The organism is Rhizobium pisi (genome assembly GCF_003938655.1).
Lineage (GTDB): Bacteria > Pseudomonadota > Alphaproteobacteria > Rhizobiales > Rhizobiaceae > Rhizobium > Rhizobium pisi.
The window spans coordinates 245,441-264,332 of record NZ_RJJT01000006.1 but is presented as its reverse complement, the minus strand read 5'-3'; the positions used below and the strand labels follow the sequence as shown (position 1 = coordinate 264,332).

The window sequence follows — 18,892 nt, the reverse complement described above, 5'->3', positions numbered from 1 at the left end:
GGCGGTATGACTTCTGTTGCACGGTTGACGTCTTATTCCGACCGCAGTTGCTCACCGCATGAGACCCTGGCACGAATAACGCCCTCGCTTTTGAAATACGGCATCACCCGTCTCGCTCGTCTGACGGATCTCGACAGGATCGGCATCCCGGTCTGGAATGCCATCGCGCCCAACTCCCGATCGATCGTCATTAACCAAGGCAAGGGGATCGAAGATATCGACGCCAAGGTCTCGGCGGCAATGGAAGCGCTGGAGCGTGCGGTCGGCGGAAATCCGCAAATCGAAGTCCGCCTCGCAAGCGTCCGGCAGCTGGAATCGGAGGGCTCCTTTGCTGAGCCCCTGGATTGTCTGATTTTGGCCGGTCAAGACGATGTGCGCCCCGAGGAAATGCTCCGTTGGGTCCAAGGCTACGATATCATTGCGGATCGACATGTCTGGGTGCCTTATGAGGCAATCCTGCTCGACGACACAAGATCGAACAGGTTCTGGCAGTCATCGGATGGCCTTGCATCAGGCAATATTCGCGTTGAAGCGACTTTCCACGGATTGCTGGAACGGATCGAACGTGACGCCGAAGTTCTCTGGCAGTTCGCGTCCGTCGCGGAGAAAAGCGCAAGCTGCATCGATATCAACTCGTTTCGTGACCCGGTTCTGAGCAGCCTTGCGCAACGGGTACGCGATGCCGGCTTCAGGCTTCAAATGTTCAACCGGACCAGCGACATCGGTGTGCCATGTTTTGAAGCCTTCATTGCGCCCGACACGCCATCCGGGGGGGAATTGCGCTATATCGAGGTAACATATGGCGCGGGCGCGCACCCCAATCCCGGCCGAGCGGCGATCAGGGCGGTCACCGAGGCAGCGCAATCGAGGCTGACCTTCATCAGCGGTGCCAGAGACGACATCCATCCCGAAACCTTTGCGCGTCCGCTTCCCGCTCATCTGCGGGAGGTGCTCTTCATCGAACCGGCCCACGAAGCGCATACCCCTGACACTACGCCCGGAGGCACAATCCATGACATGCTACGCGACGTTATCGCGCGGCTCATGGCGGTTGGGGTTACGTCGGCGATCGCCGTGGACATGAACTCAGAGGAGGAGGATTTCAGCGTTGTGAAAATGCTCGTTCCACAATTGGAAAACCTGGACGGAAGGCGGAAACGACGGTTTGGCCCCCGCGCGCTGAAACGGATATTGAAGTCCAGATGAAAGTGATCTTCGCGGGACCGACACTTCATGGTGCGAACTTGCCGCCAACCGCCGACTACGAGCTTCGTCCCCCCGCAAGGCAGGGCGATTTCTTCAGGGCCATTCAGGATGGCGCCAACGTTATCGGCCTGGTTGACGGCATCTACGAGTATGTTCCCGCCATCTGGCACAAGGAGATTCTCTTCGGGCTTTCCCAGGGAGTGCATATCTTCGGCGCCGCGAGCATGGGCGCGTTGAGGGCCGCGGAGTGTTCCGCGTTCGGCATGGTCGGCTTGGGAGAAATCTATGAAGGCTTTGCAAGCGGCGCGCTGGAAAACGACGCGGATGTCGCCCAATCACACGGCCCGGCCGAGATGGGCTTCATTCCCCTCAGCGAACCCCTTGTCAACGTTCGCGCGACGATTTCGCAATGTTTGCAACGCTCTCAGATTACGAGCGCTGAGCACGATCAATTGCAGGATGCCGCAGTGGGGATCTTCTTCAAGGATCGGACCTATCGCCGCGTTGTGCGATCTGCGATTCATGACGCTGATCGCGCGGGTGCGGTGCTGGCGGTCTTGAGCGCCAACAATGTCAATTTGAAACTACGCGACGCACAGCTGCTTGTCGAAACCGTCATCAGCACACCCGATTGCCGCTTTATTCCCGAATTCAGCTGGACGTTCGAAGCGACCAGCGTTTGGAACGCGATGTTTCCAAGAATGGAATCGCCCTGATCGACACTGCCTTCACCAGCATCAGCGCCGCGGTGAACGTTAAACGTGGGGCAAGAGGCAGATTATTGAGCATTCGCAGCGGAATGCGTACAGGACTGATCGGTGTGGATGAGAAATCGGACTTCATACAGGAGTCCTGTTATCTGAAAAATTGGTGCGGACGGCGGGGGTCGAACCCGCATAGCCTAGGCCGAGGGATTTTCTTACCGCTACGGCTTTCGCCGCCGCCTTCCGGCGTTTGTGGTCTGGACTATACCTTCACCCTAGCTTTGCCTTAGGTGCTGCCCGTCTAGTCTCTACACCTTCCCCTGACGGGGCTTGGCTCGGGATTGCCATCTGACAGGTTTCCCCGACTTTGAGCAGTTCTACAGCCGGCGTTTCCGCCGGTGCACTCAATTTCGTCTTAAGTCCCTTGTGTCTACCGATTCCACCACGTCCGCATAGGTCACCTGCTAGCAAAGCGGAGCGGTCTTCTCAACCGATAATCGCGCCTCGATGTCGTTATCTGCGGTGCTGCTAAGGAGCAATATCGGTCATCCGGTGCGGTCCCGTTCCCGTCACATACAGACCCGGCGCTGCCGCGCGACAACTTCCGTAAAGGGCTGGCACGCTTCAAGACGTTGCCGGGCGTGCCGGATTATTTTCAACTGTACGATCTCAAACGGATCGCGATTTCGCTGATGCTGGCAGGGCAGGGTGTCTCGCACGAAGCCATATCCCACTATGTCGATCACAAGGGGAACCTTGAAACGACGATGATCTACGATCTCGGCTTGGTCGATCCGTTGCGGCCGGTCACCGAAAAGCTTGGAGATCTGCTGGGCGTATAGGCGGGATTGCCGGTAGATATCGTCGACGTCCGAGCTTGGTCAGAACGGAATTGGCGAATTCTGTTGGCCCGCGGTACGCAGCTCTCCGACGGTGGCGCTGTCGCATGGATGAGTCCGGAGGCGCGTGAGGAGATCTTCAGCTTCAGAATGGGTAAGTTGGATCGATGTCGCGTCGACTTCGGCGGGAGCACCTGTCGTGACGTCGATGACAGAATAGAACCCGTTGTTCGCCTTGCGCACTCGATATTGAAAAAGGTGCTTTCCCATTCGTCACCCGGCTTCTTAAGGAAGACGGCGCATGGTGTTCTCCGGTCTGGTATGTGTCAAGTTAGTTGACCACCCTAGGGACTTTAGTCCGATGGCACGCCGACCATGCACTCGTGGTCGATTCTGCAGGTCGTGGCCATGACACCTCTTGGGGCAAAGACGATTGAGTGGGCCAACTTCGTCGCATGTGGCATCCAATTCGCTATCAGCCTTGACGTCACTTTTTGGCTGTGAGGCAATGGATGCGCGGTGATCTGCTATCGCACCAATCCCACCAATGAAAGTTATCACTCATGGATGCCTTGCACGCGCTTGTCCTAACCGATGCGCAATTGCGCGAGATGTTGACGGAGGCCGCCAAACGAGGGGCGACTTTGGCAGTCGATGAACTTCGCGCGCAACTTCATCAAGCGCCGGACGACGCCACCCTACAGAAACTCCGCGCCTACCTGGCCGACCCGGCCTCACTTACCAACCCGCAGGATCATTGGGCGCACAGCGGCATCATCTGCCAGATCGCGGCCACCGCACGAGGCAAACCCAAATCCACCGCCTGGTTCATGAAGTTCCAGCGCGAGACTAGTTTGAATCAGTGCTTCAGCCGACCGAGCCCGGCGTACGGACGTCGCAGGGAGTGGACGTTCATCGACATCAAACTGGCGTGGGATGCCTATTATCGCCGACGGTAGGACAACCGTCGTTTATCAACGGATGATACGAACGTATCCCATTGGCCGTGACGGACCTTGAACAAGGTGTCCGCCTCTTGATGAAACCACATGCCCGGCGGCAGAAGCCCATTACCTTTCGAGGAAATCGATCGCGCGGACGAACGCGGGTCGCAACTGTGGCCGATATGCGTGGCGCACTTTAATGAAACGCGCAGACCAGGATTAACCAGTGCCTCAACCAAGGCTTGCGGTGGGGCGTAGGATTCGTATTTGATGGCGCATGCCGACCCACCGCTCATTCCCGCCGAGGCATAAGACTAGGAAGCAGGGGCGTCCCCGGTTTCCGATGGAGGCGCTTTGCCTAGCTGTCATCGGGGGAGGTGTCGTCGGGTACCTCGGCGTCGAAATCGCAGATATGACCGCTCCATTTGCCAATTTTTCCGGTGGCTGCAACATCAAAGGCAATGTGAGCATCGGCAGCGGTGAGCGCATCTATCATGTGCCGGGCCAGGAATATTACGACGAAACCAAGATTTCCCCGCAGTACGGAGAGAGATGGTTTTGCACGGAAGCTGAAGCCCGAGCCGCCGGCTGGCGTCGCGCTGGAAGGTAAGCGCCACCGGTTACCGCGTCGAAATTTCTTGGCAGGGGTGTCAGGTGGTGGTAATAATTCCTACCATAAGTGCATGGAGGTGAGTTATGGCCAATGTTGAAAAGATCAGCGTCTCGGTGACGCCGCAACATGCCGACTTGCTGCGTGATGCGGTTGGAAGCGGTGCCTACGCTAGCGCCAGTGAAGTCATCCGCGAAGCCATGCGCGACTGGTCCGCCAAATGGCAGCAGCGCAGTGGCGATATCGAAAAGCTGCGCGGGATGTGGGCCGAGGGCAAGGCAAGCGGTGCCGCAACACCGGTCGATTTTGACGAGACGCTTGCGGAAGCGCGGCAGGAACTGACGGCTGCCCGCAGACATGGCGCTTAAGCTTCTCTGGACGCCGAAGGCGCGCGCCGACGTCAAGCAAATCTTCGTTGAAATCGGCAAAGAGGAGCCGCAGGCGGCCGAGCGGTATTTCCAGCGGTTCCGTTACAGGGCCGGCCTGCTTGTCGATCACCCGCGTCTGGGCGAGCGCCATCCCGAGATCTTCCGTACCGCGCGAATGCTGGTCGAGGCTCCATATGTGATCCTCTACGAGACGCACCCCGATACGGATGAGGGCGAGGTTGATGCGGTCGAGATTGTCCGCGTGGTGGATGGCCGGCGCGATCTGGCGGCACTTTTCTAACAGATTTCCGCGAAATATGAGGGCCCTTGGGTTGCTCCACGGGGCGCTCAAGCGGGCAAAAACGCCTCTATTTGTACACATTCTCGTACACATACACATAAAAAATCAGAAATTATCACGTAAAAACAATATGTTTACATATGACGCAAGGGACTTAAAATCCCTCGGCCTTGGCTGTACGGGTTCGATCCCCGTCGCCCGCACCACCTTCATAATCCTGTTTGAATATGCTCGTATTTTGTGCATAAAAGCGAGTAGCGCTTGACAAAGGCATTTTCGGTGCAAGGATTGCGCCGCGACAGGTGAGTAAGTGTTGTCTTGTGGGAGTAAGACGATGGTTTACGATTGGAGTGGGACTAAGGTTCGGCGCATCCGCATCTTTAAGGCCAGCGTCGCACTTGTTATGGGAACTGCGATGGCCGCGATACCGCTGTTTTTCTGGGCGATGCAATTGCGCGGTTTCTAGAGTGTTCTTAGCGCGTCCAGGAAGACGCGCTAAGAACACTCTATCGGTTTCGACATGCACAAATCCCGAATTCGATCTTCGGGGTCATGTGCTGGTTTGTCGCTAACAACAATCAGCGTTCTGTGAGCGGAAGGGTGTCTGGTGCTTTCGCATCGCGCCATTTGTTGATCACCCAGCCGGCCAGAAGCCCCAAGGCTGCGCCCATTGCCTTAATGCCGGCGTCATGCAGGCGCGCGTGACGCGTCGGTACGAAGTATTGCAGATATTCGATGGCGACCGCGCCGACGACCAGCAGCGCCGCCACCGTTTTCCACTGCTTCGGATAGGCGAGCGCAAAGGCGAGCCCAAGGACCACGTAGGCGCTCGCACGGTCGGTATCGACCGTCGTGACCGTTTCCGGCCTCAGCCCGATCGGCGACACGGTGACGAAGATGATGAAGGCAAGCAGCAGCCAGGCCAGGGGTCTTGCGAATTTGAAGATCATCATAGCTTCATAAGTGGCCGGCCGGTTCATTGACAATTAAAATTAGTTCATGTGCCGTCAATTTTGCGGTTGGCTTAAGAAAAACTTTCCCGGAGAACAACGGTTCGTCGAGCAAGCCAATCCGACGGCGAACCGGAAATGGCCGAAGCGGGCTTTCTTTTGCCGGTCCGCCTATGCCATAGCGGCGGTGGCTAATCGTGAGAATGGACGACACCCGTGACGAGACTTGATGTCGAAAGCGCCGAAGAGGCAATGCGCAGCCTGTTTCCGGCAACGCCGCTGCAGCTCAACGATCATCTCTCGGCCCGTTATGGGGCCGATATCTGGTTGAAGCGCGAGGACCTGTCGCCGGTGCGCTCCTACAAGATCCGCGGCGCCTTCAATTTCTTTCGCAAGGCAATCGGGCAGGGTGCTTCCGGCAAGACCTTCGTCTGCGCCTCGGCCGGCAATCATGCCCAGGGATTTGCCTATGTCTGCCGCCATTTCGGCGTGCCGGGCGTTGTCTTCATGCCGGTGACGACACCGCAGCAGAAGATCGACAAGACCCGCATGTTCGGCGCCGAGTTCATCACCATCCGGCTGTTTGGCGATTTCTTCGACCAGTGCTACCAGGCCGCCCGCGAGCATGTGGAAGCGGTCGGCGGTGTCATGGTGCCGCCCTTTGACCATGCCGATATTATCGAAGGTCAGGCGACGGTCGCAGCCGAAATCATGCAGCAACTGCCGGAAGGAACGCTGCCCAATATGATCGTCCTGCCGGTCGGCGGCGGCGGACTTGCCGCCGGCATCACCGGCTATCTCGACGGTACGGTTGCGAAATCGGCCTTCGTCTTTGCCGAGCCCGCCGGCGCGCCAAGCCTGAGGCGCAGCATCGAGGCGGGTGAGGTGACGACGCTTGCCAAGGTCGATAATTTCGTAGACGGCGCCGCCGTGGCGCGCATCGGCGACCTGAATTTCGCCGCCCTTCGCGATTTCCCGGCCGAACAGGTGCGGCTGATGCCGGAGAACGCCATCTGCGTCACCATTCAGGAGATGTTGAACGTCGAAGGCGTTGTTCTGGAACCGGCCGGCGCCTTGTCGTTGACGGCGATCGCCGCGATGGATCGGGAGACGATCCGCGGCAAGACCATCGTCGCCGTCGTCTCCGGCGGCAATTTCGATTTCGAGCGCCTGCCTGACGTAAAGGAAAGAGCCATGCGTTACGCGGGGCTGAAGAAATACTTCATCCTGCGGCTCGCCCAGCGCCCTGGCGCACTCAGGGATTTCCTCAACCTGCTCGGTCCCGACGATGATATCGCCCGCTTCGAATATCTGAAGAAATCGGCGCGCAACTTCGGCTCGATCCTGATCGGCATCGAAACCAAGGCGCCTGAGAATTTTGCCCGCCTGATCGGAAATTTCGAAGCTGCCGGCATGGGTTACGAAGATATCACCGAAAATGAGATCCTCGCCAATTTGATCATTTGACTTGGCGGAAACGATGCCCTCGTGCTAAAGGCGGGTCATGGCTTCGTTCATTTCAAATCTTTTTTCGATGTTCTCCGGCGGTGGCAAACCGGCCGCGGAAGCGGCAGGCCCTTCCGGCGAGCCGCAGCTTTACGGCGATTGCACGATCTATGCCGAACCACGCAAGGAAGGCGGCCAATATCGCCTCGTCGGCCGCATCGAGAAGAAGGTCGGCGACGAGGTACTGGTGCGCAATTTCATTCGCGCCGATATGTTTTCCTCTTCCGATGACGCGATCGAATGCACCGTGCGCAAGGCGCAGCAGATCATCGATCAGCACGGTCCGTCGCTGTTTGGTGACGGCGAGAAGGTCCGTCAGGTCTGAAATCGGGATCCCGGCTTGGATCGGGATCGGATCTCGGCAGGATACTCCTTGCTTTTCAATCGCATGACCTGCGTGCCGCGCGGCGCCTGATTTTGCACACGCAATCTTAAAGGATTGCGGTGAAAGCTATCCCCGCAGGATTTGCAGGGTTGCCGTCGTGTTTCATTTTTTTGGACGATCGACAAAAGGGTCCGCTGTCGCGATCGCCGCGCCTGCGGAGTTCGAGGGTCGTTGGCTCGGAGCCGCGGTGTCGTAATGGAGGCACTCAACCTCGCTCTCTTCGTCGTCGAAGCCGTCGCCTATTTCACGCTGATGGTGATGCTTCTACATTTCCGCCATCGGCTCGGCCTCGGGGTCTTTCTGACGGCGCTCGGCGTCATGCATTTCATGGAAACCTATCTGGCGGCGGTCTTCTATGTCTCGCTTCCGTTCGGAGACGTATCGCCCGGCTCATCGGTCTTCTTCTCCGGCAAGCTGATGATGATCCTGATGCTCTATCTGCAGGAGGATGCGGCGACGGTGCGCCAGCCGATCTACGGCCTGTTCTTCGGCAACCTTTTGACCGTCGGCATCGCCTGGGTGCTGCAGCTGCACCACCCGCTCGAGATATCGCCGGATCACACGCCCGACGTCGATTTCTTGAAGGAGATGGGCTGGCTGATGGTCTGGGGCACGGCGCTGCTCTATGTCGATTCGCTCGGCATCATCCTGCTTTACGAAAAACTCGGGGATTTCTTCCGCCGCCGTGTCGTCCTGCGTTTCATGATCTGCGGCTTTGCGTTGCTGACCTTCGACCAGATCGGCTTCTTCGCCGCGCTGCATTATTTCCTGGACGTGCCGGTCGCCGCATTCTGGGGCGGCTGGAAGGCGAAGATGTTTGCCGTCTGCCTCTACGCGGTGATGTTTGCGATCTATGAATATCGCATTCGTCGCGTCGGCTCCGCCGCAGCCGCACGCTCCATCAGCGACGTGTTCGGCGACCTGACGTTCCGCGAGCGCTACAACGACCTTCTCGAGCGGACCGGCCGCGATATGCTCACCGGCGTTTATGACCGTACCCGGATGGAGCTGGAAGCGCCGCTGATGCTGAATGAGGCATCGAGACAGGGGCTGTTCGCCACGGTCCTCATTATCGACGCCGATCACTTCAAGGACGTCAATGACGGCTACGGCCATCTCCAGGGCGACGAGGTGTTGAAGGCGATCGCCGCCCGGCTCGGGACGACGCTGCGTTCCAGCGACCGCATCTTCCGTTTCGGCGGCGAAGAGTTCGTCGCCGTCTGCCCCGGCACAAATCATGAGGAAGGCCTGCTGCTTGCCGAACGCCTGCGCTGGACGATCGCAACCAGCGTCCAGACACCGGATGACAAGCCGGTGACGGTCAGCATCGGCATTGCGACCGCCGATGAAGACGGCACCAGCTTCACCACCGTGCTCTCGGTCGCCGACGGCAGGCTTTATGAAGCCAAGAAGAGCGGCCGCAACTGCATCGTCGGCCGCTCCGGTGTCGTGAAACTCAGTTAGCCCAATAACGATCCTTCCAAGTATCGAGCGCTGCCTCAGGAGCGGCATGAACGAGCCGGCTCGCTGGGTCGTCGGTCAGATGCAATCAGATGCAATGCCTCGCTTGGGGTGTTGGTGATGCTGAGTAAACAGAAACATCCTTCTTAACACTGTCGTGTTTTCAATATGTTATCGACACAATGAAAACGTCTTGTTCGGAAAATACAAACGTGATCTCCATTGCCGCAATATTCCAGTGAACTGTCTTGCGAGGGGCATGGAGACATGAGTGATGCGGTTGCACAGCAGAGGGTCGATAGCGGCGAATTTACCGTTTTGTGAATCGGAGGGTTTCTTCTTTCGATTGCCTATGGGGTAACGTTCCTGATCCCAGTGTTGGTGGGTAAGGGTGGCGGGGACGGGGCGCTGGCCGGCCTGATCATCTCGGCGGCGACTGTCAGCACGGTCATTCTCGTCATCCTGTCCGGCCACATCGCGGATGCCATCGGCTCTGCGCGGGCGGTCGCGGTTTCGGCGCTGTTTCTTGCTGCATCGGGGTTGGGTTTTGCCAGGGTCCCGTCGGCCGGGGTGGGGCTGATGACTGTCGGTTTCATTCTCGGCATAGGCTGGGGCACGTTCTATGCCCTCGGCCCTCTGCTGGTCGCCGCGATCATCGAGCCCGAGCATCGTATCCGGTTTTTTGCCCTGCTTTCCGGATCGATGATGTCAGGCATCGGCGCCGGGCCGATCATCGGCCGTATAGCAACCGGTTGGTCCATGCCGATCGAGACGGCTTTTCTGTTTGCGTCGCTTTCCAGTCTTGCCGGCGGCGCACTTTACTTCCTGCTTCACATCAGGCTGACCAATGCCGGCAAGATTTTGCCTCATGTCAACAAAATCTCGTTTGGCGCGGCACGCCGTGTGATCGCATCACCGGCAATGTATTCCATCGTCATGGTTGGCGTCGGCGGCGCGATTTTCGGCGGATTGTCCAGCTTTCAAACCAGCTACGCCAAGGCGCATGGGTTCGACTACTCCCTTTTCTTCATCGGTTTCATGTCCTCCGCGATTCTGAGCCGGCTATTCGCAGCGGGATATGTGGTCAAGAAAGATCCGTTCTATTCGCTCCTGGTCCTGACAAGCCTGACGCTGGCATCGATCCTGCTGTTCCTGATGGTAACATCGAGTGCACTGGGCTATCTCTGCGCGGCAGCGATGCTGGGGCTGGGATATGGGCTGACTTATTCCGTCATCAACGGCCTTGCCGCCAATGAGGCGCCGGTCGGCCTTATGCCGCAGTCGTTGCTGCTATTCTCGCTAGCCTATTTCATCGGCGTCTTCGGCTTTCCGTTGATCGCCGGCAAGCTCATCGTTTCGTCCGGTATCCAGACCATGCTGTATGCAGTGCTCCTGCTTGCCGTGGCGAATTTGGCAATCGTTCTGTTTCGCGTTGCCTATCGCGCCATGCGGGCGAGCTAAAGCAAGGATCTGTGGGGCCGGGCAGGTTGATTTGCCCGGCCCTGCTTTCTCAGGCGGTGCGGAAAATCTTGGCGCCGGAGGGCGCGCTCGTCATGCCGCCGTCGACGGTGATCTCGATGCCGGTGACATTGGTCGAATCATCCGAGGCCAGATAGAGCGCCGCCTTGGCGATTTCGTCGGCTTCGCTCATGCGGCCGAGCGGGCTCATGCCGCCGAGACGGGCCTCGAGCGCGGACATTGCGTCTTCCGTTTGTGCCATAGGCGACCAGATTGGCGTTTTCGTGCCGCCGGGTGTCACCTGGTTGACGCGGATGCCGCGCGGCGCGAGTTCGGACGCCATATTGCGCGTCATCGCCCGGACCGCCGCCTTGGTCGCTGCATAGGCCGTCCAGGCGGGAGCGCCGAGCACGGCATGCACCGAACCGTTGAGGATCACCGACGCGCCGTCATTGAGATGCGGCAGGGCCGATTGCACGGTGAAGAAAACCGCCGTCAGATTGGTGCCGATGATCCGGTTGAACTGCTCCGGCGACGTGTCACCGAGCGGTGTCGCGCCGCCGATGCCGGCATTGGCGAAGACGATGTCGAACTTGCCGACCTTTTCGGTGGCTTCCGCAAGGGCCTTCTCGGTGGCCGTGGTATCGGTGACATCGACCTTCAGCGCCAGCACGCCGGCCCCCAGAGCCTTTTCGGCGGCAGCAAGTGTTTCCGGATTGCGGCCGGTGATGACGACCTTGGCGCCCTCGTCGATGAAGACCTTGGCGGTCGCAAGACCGATGCCGCTGTTTCCGCCGGTAATCAGGGCTACCTTGTTTCTTAGACGCATGGTTCATGCTCCTCTTGGAATTGGCAACGATATGGATTATGATCGTTATCCATAAGGATTATGATTGCAATCCACATAAGTCAAGAGGCAGTGCCGGGAGAATTCCGATGGGTCGTTCGCAGTTGGAAAAACAGAAGACGCACGAGAAGATCGTCGAGACCGCGTCGAAGCGACTGCGCGAGGAGGGGCTTGAGGGCATCGGCGTCGCCGACTTGATGAAGGAAGCTGGACTGACTGTCGGCGGCTTCTACAAGCACTTCGCCTCCCGTGACGATCTCGTTGCCGAGGCGCTCCGGTCCGCGTTCGATTCATGGGGGCGCAGGCTGGAAGCCGAAGGAGTGGACCCGGCGAAGATGACTGCTGCCGATATCGCTGATCGCTACGTCAGCCCCTATCATCGCGACAATCCCGGCGAGGGCTGCCCCTTTGCCGCACTGACCTCCGATCTGTCACGCAGCGGCGAGAAGGCGCGGGGGATTGCGACGGAGCGGCTCAAGCGCAATTTCGCAGCACTGGCGAGCAAGGCCGCGGGAGCGGATGATGGGGAAAGACGGCGCAAGGCGATCATGGCTTTCGCGATGATGGCGGGCGGCGTCGGCCTTGCCAGGATTTCCTCGGATGAAAATCTCTCGGCTGAAATCCTGGTGACGATCCGAGATTTTGTCGCCGATATCGACAAATGACAAAACGGCCGGCGAAGGCCGGCCGTTCAGAGAAAATTCGAAAGCCGATCAAGCGGCGAGTGCGATTTCCTGGACGCGCGACTTGGCAGCGTCGATGGCCTTTTCGGCGGCTTCCGGACCGAAGGCGAGGCCTTCGACATAGATGGTCTCGATATCGGTGATGCCGAGGAAGCCGAGAACCGACTTCAGGTACGGAACGGCATGGTTCAGGGGAGCAGCCGGGCCCTGCGAGTAGACGCCGCCGGAGGTGAGCACCACATAAACCTTCTTGCCGGTTACGAGGCCGACCGGGCCGCTTTCCGTGTACTTGAAGGTCACGCCGGCGCGGGCAACGTTGTCGATCCAGGTCTTCAGCGACGAGTAGATATTGAAGTTGATCAGGCCGGTGCTGATGACGATCGTGTCGGCGGCAAACAGTTCAGCGACGAGTTCGTCGGAGGTCTTGATGGCTGCAATTTCTTCGGCGGTGCGGGCGTCGGCCGGCTTCCGGATCGCGCCGGTGAAGAGGTCGTCAATATGCGGCAGCGGGTTGGAGGCGAGGTCGCGGCGGACGACGACGCTGCCCGGCTTCTGGTTCTTCAGCTTTTCGGCGAGATCGACGGCGATCGGCGTCGACAGCGAGTCGGCACGCGGGCTGGACGTCAGGAGGAGGATGGACGACATGGTGCATTTCCTTTCGAATTGAATTTGACGGCCCGTTTCTGGGAGGTGAGCCGCAGTGTCGATGAGGAAAATAGGTCTGGCCTGCTATCGAAAAAACGGTGATAATGTCGATCGAAATTATCGATGGAATGGATGATAGATGCTTCCGAACCCGACTCTGGACCAATTGCAAGTGTTTCTGACTGTTGCCGAGACCGGCAGTTTCTCGGCCGCTTCGCGGGTGCTGAACCGTGCGCAATCGGTTGTCAGCTACACGATCGCCAATCTGGAGGCACAGCTCGAAATGCCGCTTTTCGAGCGCTCCGGCGCGCGCCAGCCAAAGCTGACAGACGCGGGCAGGGCGATGCTGGAGGATGCGCGCCGCATTTTGGGCGACCTGCAGGTCATGCGGGCACGCGTCAAGAGCCTCAAGGAAGGGCTCGAAGCGGAGGTTTCCGCCGCCATCAGCGTCATGGTCCCTTCGCAGGCGGTGGTGGACGTCCTGCGGGAGTTCCGTGATATGTTCCCGTCCGTTTCGTTGAACCTCAACGTCGGCGAACTCGGAATGGTCATGGATCTCGTGCTGAGCGGCAAAGCGACGATCGGGATCGGCGGCGCGGTCCTGAGGCAGGACGATTCGGTCGTCACCGAGCGGATCGGCCATTCCTTCATGTTACCCGTTGCCGCGCGCAACCACCCGCTTGCCGCGTTCGAGCGGCCGCTCATGCTCGGCGACGTGCGCGAGGAGGTGCAACTCGTCGTGACCGATGCCTCGGGCCTGACGAAGGGGCGCGATTTCAACGTTCTGTCCTACAAGACATGGCGGGTCAGCGATATTGCGACCAAGCACCAACTCATCAAAGCCGGCCTTGGCTGGGGCGGCCTTCCCGCTTCGCTCATCCGTGACGATCTCGTGAGCGGCGCCCTCGTTCATCTCGATTTGGAGGCCTACGAACAGGGAGAGTATGGCATCTATTCGATGCGCCGGCTTGCCAATCCACCCGGGCCTGCCGCCGCCTGGATGATCGACGCGTTTCGTACCAGGCTTTCCGCCTGTCCAAACCAGGCCGATTTCCATGCCCGGATCGCGGAACTGCATGAACCCGGTATGCCGCTTGCGGCGGAATAAGGCAGGCGCGGATACTGCGCCTGCCTGACTTCCTCGGTTTACAGAACCAGCCTGAATTTTGAGAAGCCGTCGGCACCTTCGCCGGCTTCCTCGATCTTGACGCTCTTGACCGCGGCAAGGAACTGCTTTGCCTTCGGGCCGCTTTCAAAGGTCGCCGTCGTGCCCGGCAGCGGCTTGAAGGTCCAGTTTGCGTCGGCCGACGGATTGATCGTGCCCTGGTCGTGGACATAGCGCACGATCACGTCGCGGTTGGTATCAGGCGCCTGGAAGATCACCTTGTCCGCGGCAATTTCCGGGAAATTGCCGCCGCCGCCGGCGCGGTAATTGTTGGTGACGACGACGAACTTTTGGGTGGGATCGATCGGCTTGCCGCCGAAAGCCAGATTCTGGATGCGGTTCGACGTCGGATTGATCGGCTTGCCGTCATTGTCATATTTGCGCGGCTGCGACAGGTCGATCTGGTAGGTGACGCCGTCGATGACGTCGAAATTGTAGGACGGAAAATCGCTGTTGAGCAGCGCGGCGTCCTTGGCGCCTGCCTCCACCTGGTTGAACATGCCGGCCGACATTTCCAACCAGTTCTTCACCTGCTCGCCGGTAATGACGACGGCCTGCACCGTGTTCGGATAGAGGTAGAGATCGGCGACGTTCTTGATGGCGATATCGCCGGCCGGAACGTTGGTATAATACTCCGCACCACCGCGCCCGCCGGCCTTGAAGGGAGCTGCGGCCGAAAGCACCGGCAGATCCTTGTACTTGGTGTCGGCGAGCATCTGCTTGATGTACCAGGTCTGGGCTTGGCTGACGATCTGCACGGAAGGATCGTCGGCGACGAGCGCGAAATAGGAGTAGAGCGGCGCGGACGTCTTGCCGACGGGCGTGCGGACATAGGCAAGCGTCGCCTCGTGCTCCGCCTTGGCGGCTTCAACCACCTCTTTCTTGTCGGCGTAGTCGGCAACTACCTTCTTCTTGTCGTCGCGATGATAGATCGGCCGCGCTTCCGAGGTGAAGTCGACGATCTTCCAGCTATTGCCGTCCTTTTCCAGGAGCAGGTCGATAAGGCCGAGATGCGAGCCCCAGAAGCCGGCCATCACGGCCGGTTTGCCATGCAGCGTGCCCTTGACCGGATCGGCATTGGCAATGCCGTCCCAGCTCTTCGGTCCGGGGAAGACCAGATGCTGGTGGCCTGTGAAGATCGCATCGATCCCGTCGACCGCGGCAAGATGCAGCGCGGCGTTTTCCATCTTTTCGGAGGGTGCTGCGCCATCGATGCCGGAATGGGAGAGCGCGATGACGATATCGGCGCCGGCTTCCTTCATGGCGGGAACCCAGGCCTTGGCGGCTTCGACGATATCGCGCGTCTGCGCCTTGCCTTCGAGATTCTTGATGTCCCAGAGCATGATCTGCGGCGGCACGAAGCCGATGAAGCCGATCTTGACGGGGCTCTCATTGCCGGCGCCGTCCTTGATCTGTTTTTCCAGGATGACGTAGGGCTTGAAGAAGAGGTCGTCCTGCTTGGGGTCCGAGGCGAGCTGACCCTTGGTCAGATTGGCGCAGACGAAGGGAAAATTGGCGCCGGACAGCACCTTGAACATGAAGTCGAGGCCGTAATTGAACTCGTGATTGCCGAGCGTGCCGACCGAATAGCCGAGCGTATTCATTGCCTTGATGACGGGATGGACGTCGCCGTCCTTCATGCCGTGCTGGTAGGCCATGTAGTCGCCCATAGGATTGCCCTGCAGCACGTCGCCATTGTCGATCAGCAGCGAGTTGACGGCTTCGGCGCGGATTTTGTCGATGATCGTCCCGGTTCGCGCGAGGCCCATCGTGTCGTTCGGCTTGTCGGCATAATAGTCATAAGGGAAGACGTTGACATGAATGTCCGTCGTTTCCATCAGCCGGAGATGCGCCTGGTTGGCGCTGGCACGCGCGCTGAAAGGGTGCAGCAGCACCAGGGCGGAAGTGGCGGCGAGGCCGCCAAGAAGCGAACGGCGGCTCATGGCACCAACGTCGAAAATGGAAGACATGGAAACTTCTCCTTCAAAGATCTGCATCGTCCGGCCCGTCAGAATTAGGACGATTTGGCGAGGAGTACACTGCGAAAATGACAGAACGGCAAAACAATCGGCCGGCGAGGCGATGTGGTCTTGAAATGCAATTTATGGTACAGTCCTCCCGCTGAAATCCAGGGGGACGGGATCATGAACAGGGTCGTTATCGCTGCGGTTGGAGGTTTCGGGGGCACCGCGCCCAGTCTGGTCGATAAGGCGCAGGCGCTTTACAGCGGCGATGTCGAGAAATGGCTGACGACGACGGCAAATCCTTGGATTTCCGTGGCCTGTGCGCTCGGCGCCATTTCGGTCTTTTTTGTTATCGGCGCCGCGATCGCGCTGATCTACCGCGAGCAGCAGCTGCAGAAGGCGCTTCTTCTCGGTATCGGCGCTCCGGCTCTCATCATGGCCGCGGCGCAAGGCAGTTCGGTCAACCCGAAGCCGATCGAGATCCAACCATCCGCCAGCCTGTTTTCCATCGTCGGCGCCGCTTACGCCCAGGATGGCGATCGCTCGCTGCCGCCCCGTGTCGAACTGAAGGTCAACCCCGGCTGGACGCAGGGCGAATGCCAGACCTGCGATATCAAATTCCTCAGCGGTGATGGCCAGATCATATCGAGCGAGCCCCTCTCGGCGAGCCCGGCGCCCGGCGCTGTCAATGTTCCCCTGGGTACGGAGACGATCGTGCTGTCCGGCGCCAACGCCAACAGTGCGGCCATCGACGTCAGGAGCCTCGGCGCCAAGCTGCCGCAGACCCAAGGCCCGGTCACTCTCGATGTCAACGTCAACCGCAGCTACTGGAACGATCTCAGCCGCTCCTTCGGCGCAAAGGCAGTGCAGCCTTACGATTTCAGCGTCGACGTCGCCAGGTGAGGCGTGCGCTCGACGCTGGCCGTTGGTCGCACCAAATGGCGGACCGCCAGGACCGGCCGTATTTCCTTATGGAAAAAGCGGAAATAGGAGGAGACCTGCGCTCGCGCATTCGAATTGATGTCGAACTGGATGCCGACGCGGCCGTTATATTTCCAGCGGATGATGCCTTCGAGCATTCCGAGGTTCTCCGCTTCGATCCGCACCTTGCTGCCGGAGGCGGCGTGGACCGGTCCCTTGGTTTCCAGGGCGGCGCCTGTTGCCGACAGGTTGAGAATGCGGACAGCCACCTCGCTGTTCAGATATTTCATATTGCCGAAGACACGGCAGTTTTGCCGGTCGGCCTTTCGGGCCGTAATTTTCAGGTTGCGGGTCATGCTGTCTCCCTTGGACATCGCCTGGACAGCATAGCGGCCGAAAATTGAAATGGTTTTAGGGGGTTGGATAAAATTGCAGTGAAACGTCAATTGGTGGCGGCGGCGGTTCTGCGTCCCACCACATGCTCGCGCCAGACCGTGAAGATGCCGGCGGCGACCACGATCGCCGAGCCGATGATCATGTTGAGACTGAGCGTTTCGTCATAGATCGTCACTCCGATGATCGAGGCGTAGACGAGCGACAGATAGGTCAGCGGCTGGACGGCGGCGGCATCGAGAAGATCATAGGCGCGGATCAGGAAATAATGGCTGGAAATGCTAGTCATGCAGACGACCGCCATCCATCCCCAGTCGGCCGCCGACATCCAGCTCCAGTAGAAAGGCCCGATGGTAGTCATGATGATGGCGCCGACGACGCCGGTATAGAAGAAGCTGGTCATCGACGAATCGTCGCGGCTGACAAGACGGGTGGCGATGACATAGAAGGCGAAGTTGAAGCAGGAAATGATGGCGAGAAGCAGCTTCACGTCGAAAAGCTCGCCTTCCGGCTTCAGGATCAGCAGTACTCCGAAAAGTCCGGCGCCGATTGCTGCCCACCGCCGCCATCCGACCCGCTCGCCGAGGATCGGCATCGCCAGCAGCGCGATGAGGATCGGCGTCGCGGAAAAGATCGCCTGTGAACGGGCAAGCCCGATTATCGCAAAACAGGTGATGGCCAGAACCACCTGGACCGCAAGCAGGACGCCGCGCGTCACCTGGAGGAAGGGGCGTTTGGTGCGAGCCGTCGCCTTGAGGCCGCCGCGCATCTTCGAAGCGAGGAGGACTGTGAAAATTGCGAAGGCCCAGTAGCGGATCATCGTTACGAAGATCGGCGGATAGGTCGATGCCAGATGTTTCGAGATCGCGTCCTGCAAAGAGAAAATGGTGATCGCCAGCAGAGCGAAAATATAGCCTTGGGTCTTCGATGTCATGACTTGCCACGGAGCGGGAGACGCCCGCGCACAGTCAAAGACTGGGCAGGATTTCGAAAAATATGCAAGGGCTCAAAGCCCGACATTCGGCTTGTCGATGATTTCCCTGAGCGCGAAGCTGGAATTGATCTTGACCACGTGGGGCAGGGCTGAAAGCCAGTCGCGGTGGATGCGTTCGTAGTCCTCGAGATCGCGGGCGGCGATCCTGAGGATATAGTCGTATTCGCCTGACATCAGGTAGCAGACGAGAACGTTCGGACAGAGCTTCACCGCCGCCTCGAATTCCGCCAGCGTCTTGGCGAACTGGCCGGAGAGCGAAATATGGACGATGGCGATCATCTTGTATTCGAGCGCCTTGTGCGAGAGCCGTGCATGATAACCGCCGATGACGCCGCTTCGCTCCAGGATGTCGAGCCGGCGCGAACAGGCTGACGGCGAAAGCCCGATCTTTTCGGCGAGCTCGGCATTGGTGATGCGGGCATTGGCCTGCAGCACCTTCAGAATCGCAAGATCGATGGCATCGAGATCGGTCATTCGAAGAACTTTCGAAAAATACTAGAGATGGCGCAATAATCGCCGAAAAAACGCCTCCGCGCAAATCGTCTTTG

The 18,892-nt window shown here is 59.1% G+C and carries 21 protein-coding genes; 14 read left to right on the top strand and 7 right to left on the bottom strand.

The genetic code is table 11. The features are described 5' to 3' along the window. Positions 1-6: 6 nt before the first annotated feature. The 7 genes from EFD55_RS10890 (at position 7) to EFD55_RS10855 (ending at position 4,972) form a co-directional block, all read left to right on the top strand. The gene (locus tag EFD55_RS10890; RefSeq protein WP_125845053.1) at positions 7-1,206 is read left to right on the top strand and encodes a YcaO-like family protein; all 1,200 of its coding nucleotides are present in this window, start codon (positions 7-9) and stop codon (positions 1,204-1,206) included. Continuing rightward, on the top strand, positions 1,203-1,922 hold the full coding sequence (locus tag EFD55_RS10885) for a TfuA-like protein (RefSeq protein WP_125845052.1): 720 nt from the start codon (positions 1,203-1,205) through the stop codon (positions 1,920-1,922). The genes EFD55_RS10890 and EFD55_RS10885 overlap by 4 nt, the downstream gene beginning before the upstream one ends. Before the next feature lie 629 nt (positions 1,923-2,551). Then, positions 2,552-2,752, top strand: coding sequence for a hypothetical protein (locus EFD55_RS10875; RefSeq protein ID WP_245438446.1), 201 nt, complete (start codon positions 2,552-2,554; stop codon positions 2,750-2,752). Between the two features lie 560 nt (positions 2,753-3,312). Further along, positions 3,313-3,708, top strand: coding sequence for a hypothetical protein (locus EFD55_RS10870; protein ID WP_125845050.1), 396 nt, complete (start codon positions 3,313-3,315; stop codon positions 3,706-3,708). A 262-nt stretch (positions 3,709-3,970) separates the two neighbouring features. Continuing rightward, positions 3,971-4,303 (top strand): sunset domain-containing protein, encoded by a 333-nt coding sequence (locus tag EFD55_RS33730; protein WP_125845049.1) that lies wholly within the window; start codon positions 3,971-3,973, stop codon positions 4,301-4,303. 86 nt (positions 4,304-4,389) lie between these two features. Beyond that, entirely contained in the window at positions 4,390-4,671 is a 282-nt protein-coding gene (locus EFD55_RS10860) for a ribbon-helix-helix domain-containing protein (RefSeq protein WP_125845048.1), read from the top strand. Further along, positions 4,661-4,972, top strand: a complete 312-nt coding sequence (locus tag EFD55_RS10855; RefSeq protein ID WP_125845047.1) for a type II toxin-antitoxin system RelE/ParE family toxin — start codon at positions 4,661-4,663, stop codon at positions 4,970-4,972. The genes EFD55_RS10860 and EFD55_RS10855 overlap by 11 nt, the downstream gene beginning before the upstream one ends. Before the next feature lie 578 nt (positions 4,973-5,550). On the opposite strand, the gene EFD55_RS10850 is transcribed toward EFD55_RS10855, so the two are convergent. Further along, positions 5,551-5,925 carry a VanZ family protein gene (locus EFD55_RS10850; protein WP_125845046.1) on the bottom strand — a complete coding sequence of 125 codons (375 nt, stop codon included), beginning with the start codon at positions 5,923-5,925 and terminating at the stop codon, positions 5,551-5,553. 213 nt (positions 5,926-6,138) lie between these two features. Between EFD55_RS10850 and ilvA the strand changes: the two genes are divergently transcribed. The 4 genes from ilvA to EFD55_RS10830 all read left to right on the top strand — a co-directional run bounded on the left by ilvA (position 6,139) and on the right by EFD55_RS10830 (position 10,735). Beyond that, entirely contained in the window at positions 6,139-7,389 is a 1,251-nt protein-coding gene (gene ilvA / locus EFD55_RS10845; RefSeq protein WP_125845045.1) for a threonine ammonia-lyase, read from the top strand. Positions 7,390-7,426: 37 nt separating this feature from the next. Continuing rightward, entirely contained in the window at positions 7,427-7,753 is a 327-nt protein-coding gene (locus tag EFD55_RS10840) for an HlyU family transcriptional regulator (protein WP_125845044.1), read from the top strand. A gap of 255 nt (positions 7,754-8,008) precedes the next feature. Beyond that, positions 8,009-9,277 (top strand): GGDEF domain-containing protein, encoded by a 1,269-nt coding sequence (locus tag EFD55_RS10835; protein WP_125845043.1) that lies wholly within the window; start codon positions 8,009-8,011, stop codon positions 9,275-9,277. A 321-nt stretch (positions 9,278-9,598) separates the two neighbouring features. Continuing rightward, positions 9,599-10,735 (top strand): MFS transporter, encoded by a 1,137-nt coding sequence (locus EFD55_RS10830; RefSeq protein WP_245438453.1) that lies wholly within the window; start codon positions 9,599-9,601, stop codon positions 10,733-10,735. Between the two features lie 49 nt (positions 10,736-10,784). Here EFD55_RS10830 and EFD55_RS10825 read toward each other — a convergent pair whose 3' ends face one another. Next, positions 10,785-11,561: an SDR family oxidoreductase gene (locus tag EFD55_RS10825; protein ID WP_125845042.1), complete on the bottom strand. Its 777-nt coding sequence runs from the start codon at positions 11,559-11,561 to the stop codon at positions 10,785-10,787. Positions 11,562-11,668: 107 nt separating this feature from the next. Here EFD55_RS10825 and EFD55_RS10820 point away from each other — a divergent pair, with 107 nt between their 5' ends. Next, entirely contained in the window at positions 11,669-12,244 is a 576-nt protein-coding gene (locus EFD55_RS10820; RefSeq protein ID WP_125845041.1) for a TetR/AcrR family transcriptional regulator, read from the top strand. Positions 12,245-12,292: 48 nt separating this feature from the next. Here the strand turns inward: EFD55_RS10820 and EFD55_RS10815 are convergent, their stop codons facing one another. After that, positions 12,293-12,907, bottom strand: coding sequence for an FMN-dependent NADH-azoreductase (locus EFD55_RS10815; RefSeq protein WP_125845040.1), 615 nt, complete (start codon positions 12,905-12,907; stop codon positions 12,293-12,295). Positions 12,908-13,046: 139 nt separating this feature from the next. Between EFD55_RS10815 and EFD55_RS10810 the strand changes: the two genes are divergently transcribed. Next, a complete protein-coding gene (locus tag EFD55_RS10810; RefSeq protein WP_125845039.1) occupies positions 13,047-14,015 on the top strand; it encodes a LysR family transcriptional regulator in 969 nt (322 codons plus the stop codon). Between the two features lie 38 nt (positions 14,016-14,053). On the opposite strand, the gene EFD55_RS10805 is transcribed toward EFD55_RS10810, so the two are convergent. Beyond that, positions 14,054-16,042, bottom strand: a complete 1,989-nt coding sequence (locus EFD55_RS10805) for a bifunctional 2',3'-cyclic-nucleotide 2'-phosphodiesterase/3'-nucleotidase (protein ID WP_125845038.1) — start codon at positions 16,040-16,042, stop codon at positions 14,054-14,056. Positions 16,043-16,216: 174 nt separating this feature from the next. Between EFD55_RS10805 and EFD55_RS10800 the strand changes: the two genes are divergently transcribed. Continuing rightward, positions 16,217-16,939: a hypothetical protein gene (locus tag EFD55_RS10800; protein ID WP_125845037.1), complete on the top strand. Its 723-nt coding sequence runs from the start codon at positions 16,217-16,219 to the stop codon at positions 16,937-16,939. On the opposite strand, the gene EFD55_RS10795 is transcribed toward EFD55_RS10800, so the two are convergent. From EFD55_RS10795 to EFD55_RS10785, 3 genes are all read right to left on the bottom strand, one after another. Then, on the bottom strand, positions 16,909-17,313 hold the full coding sequence (locus EFD55_RS10795; protein WP_125845036.1) for a PilZ domain-containing protein: 405 nt from the start codon (positions 17,311-17,313) through the stop codon (positions 16,909-16,911). The genes EFD55_RS10800 and EFD55_RS10795 overlap by 31 nt on opposite strands. 86 nt (positions 17,314-17,399) lie before the next feature. Continuing rightward, positions 17,400-18,284, bottom strand: a complete 885-nt coding sequence (locus EFD55_RS10790) for a DMT family transporter (RefSeq protein WP_125845035.1) — start codon at positions 18,282-18,284, stop codon at positions 17,400-17,402. 72 nt (positions 18,285-18,356) lie between these two features. Then, complete coding sequence (locus EFD55_RS10785) at positions 18,357-18,818, bottom strand: Lrp/AsnC family transcriptional regulator (RefSeq protein WP_125845034.1); 462 nt, start codon at positions 18,816-18,818, stop codon at positions 18,357-18,359. Between the last annotated feature and the right edge of the window lie 74 nt (positions 18,819-18,892).

Bases quoted from the DNA above. Each gene is read 5' to 3' on its own strand.
- EFD55_RS10890 (WP_125845053.1), top strand. From the start codon at position 7: ATGACTTCTGTTGCACGGTTGACGTCTTATTCCGACCGCAGTTGCTCA.
- EFD55_RS10885 (WP_125845052.1), top strand. From the start codon at position 1,203: ATGAAAGTGATCTTCGCGGGACCGACACTTCATGGTGCGAACTTGCCG.
- EFD55_RS10870 (WP_125845050.1), top strand. From the start codon at position 3,313: ATGGATGCCTTGCACGCGCTTGTCCTAACCGATGCGCAATTGCGCGAG.
- EFD55_RS33730 (WP_125845049.1), top strand. From the start codon at position 3,971: ATGCCGACCCACCGCTCATTCCCGCCGAGGCATAAGACTAGGAAGCAG.
- EFD55_RS10860 (WP_125845048.1), top strand. From the start codon at position 4,390: ATGGCCAATGTTGAAAAGATCAGCGTCTCGGTGACGCCGCAACATGCC.
- EFD55_RS10855 (WP_125845047.1), top strand. From the start codon at position 4,661: ATGGCGCTTAAGCTTCTCTGGACGCCGAAGGCGCGCGCCGACGTCAAG.
- EFD55_RS10850 (WP_125845046.1), bottom strand. From the start codon at position 5,925: ATGATGATCTTCAAATTCGCAAGACCCCTGGCCTGGCTGCTGCTTGCC.
- EFD55_RS10840 (WP_125845044.1), top strand. From the start codon at position 7,427: ATGGCTTCGTTCATTTCAAATCTTTTTTCGATGTTCTCCGGCGGTGGC.
- EFD55_RS10835 (WP_125845043.1), top strand. From the start codon at position 8,009: ATGGAGGCACTCAACCTCGCTCTCTTCGTCGTCGAAGCCGTCGCCTAT.
- EFD55_RS10825 (WP_125845042.1), bottom strand. From the start codon at position 11,561: ATGCGTCTAAGAAACAAGGTAGCCCTGATTACCGGCGGAAACAGCGGC.
- EFD55_RS10820 (WP_125845041.1), top strand. From the start codon at position 11,669: ATGGGTCGTTCGCAGTTGGAAAAACAGAAGACGCACGAGAAGATCGTC.
- EFD55_RS10815 (WP_125845040.1), bottom strand. From the start codon at position 12,907: ATGTCGTCCATCCTCCTCCTGACGTCCAGCCCGCGTGCCGACTCGCTG.
- EFD55_RS10810 (WP_125845039.1), top strand. From the start codon at position 13,047: ATGCTTCCGAACCCGACTCTGGACCAATTGCAAGTGTTTCTGACTGTT.
- EFD55_RS10805 (WP_125845038.1), bottom strand. From the start codon at position 16,042: ATGTCTTCCATTTTCGACGTTGGTGCCATGAGCCGCCGTTCGCTTCTT.
- EFD55_RS10800 (WP_125845037.1), top strand. From the start codon at position 16,217: ATGAACAGGGTCGTTATCGCTGCGGTTGGAGGTTTCGGGGGCACCGCG.
- EFD55_RS10795 (WP_125845036.1), bottom strand. From the start codon at position 17,313: ATGACCCGCAACCTGAAAATTACGGCCCGAAAGGCCGACCGGCAAAAC.
- EFD55_RS10790 (WP_125845035.1), bottom strand. From the start codon at position 18,284: ATGACATCGAAGACCCAAGGCTATATTTTCGCTCTGCTGGCGATCACC.
- EFD55_RS10785 (WP_125845034.1), bottom strand. From the start codon at position 18,818: ATGACCGATCTCGATGCCATCGATCTTGCGATTCTGAAGGTGCTGCAG.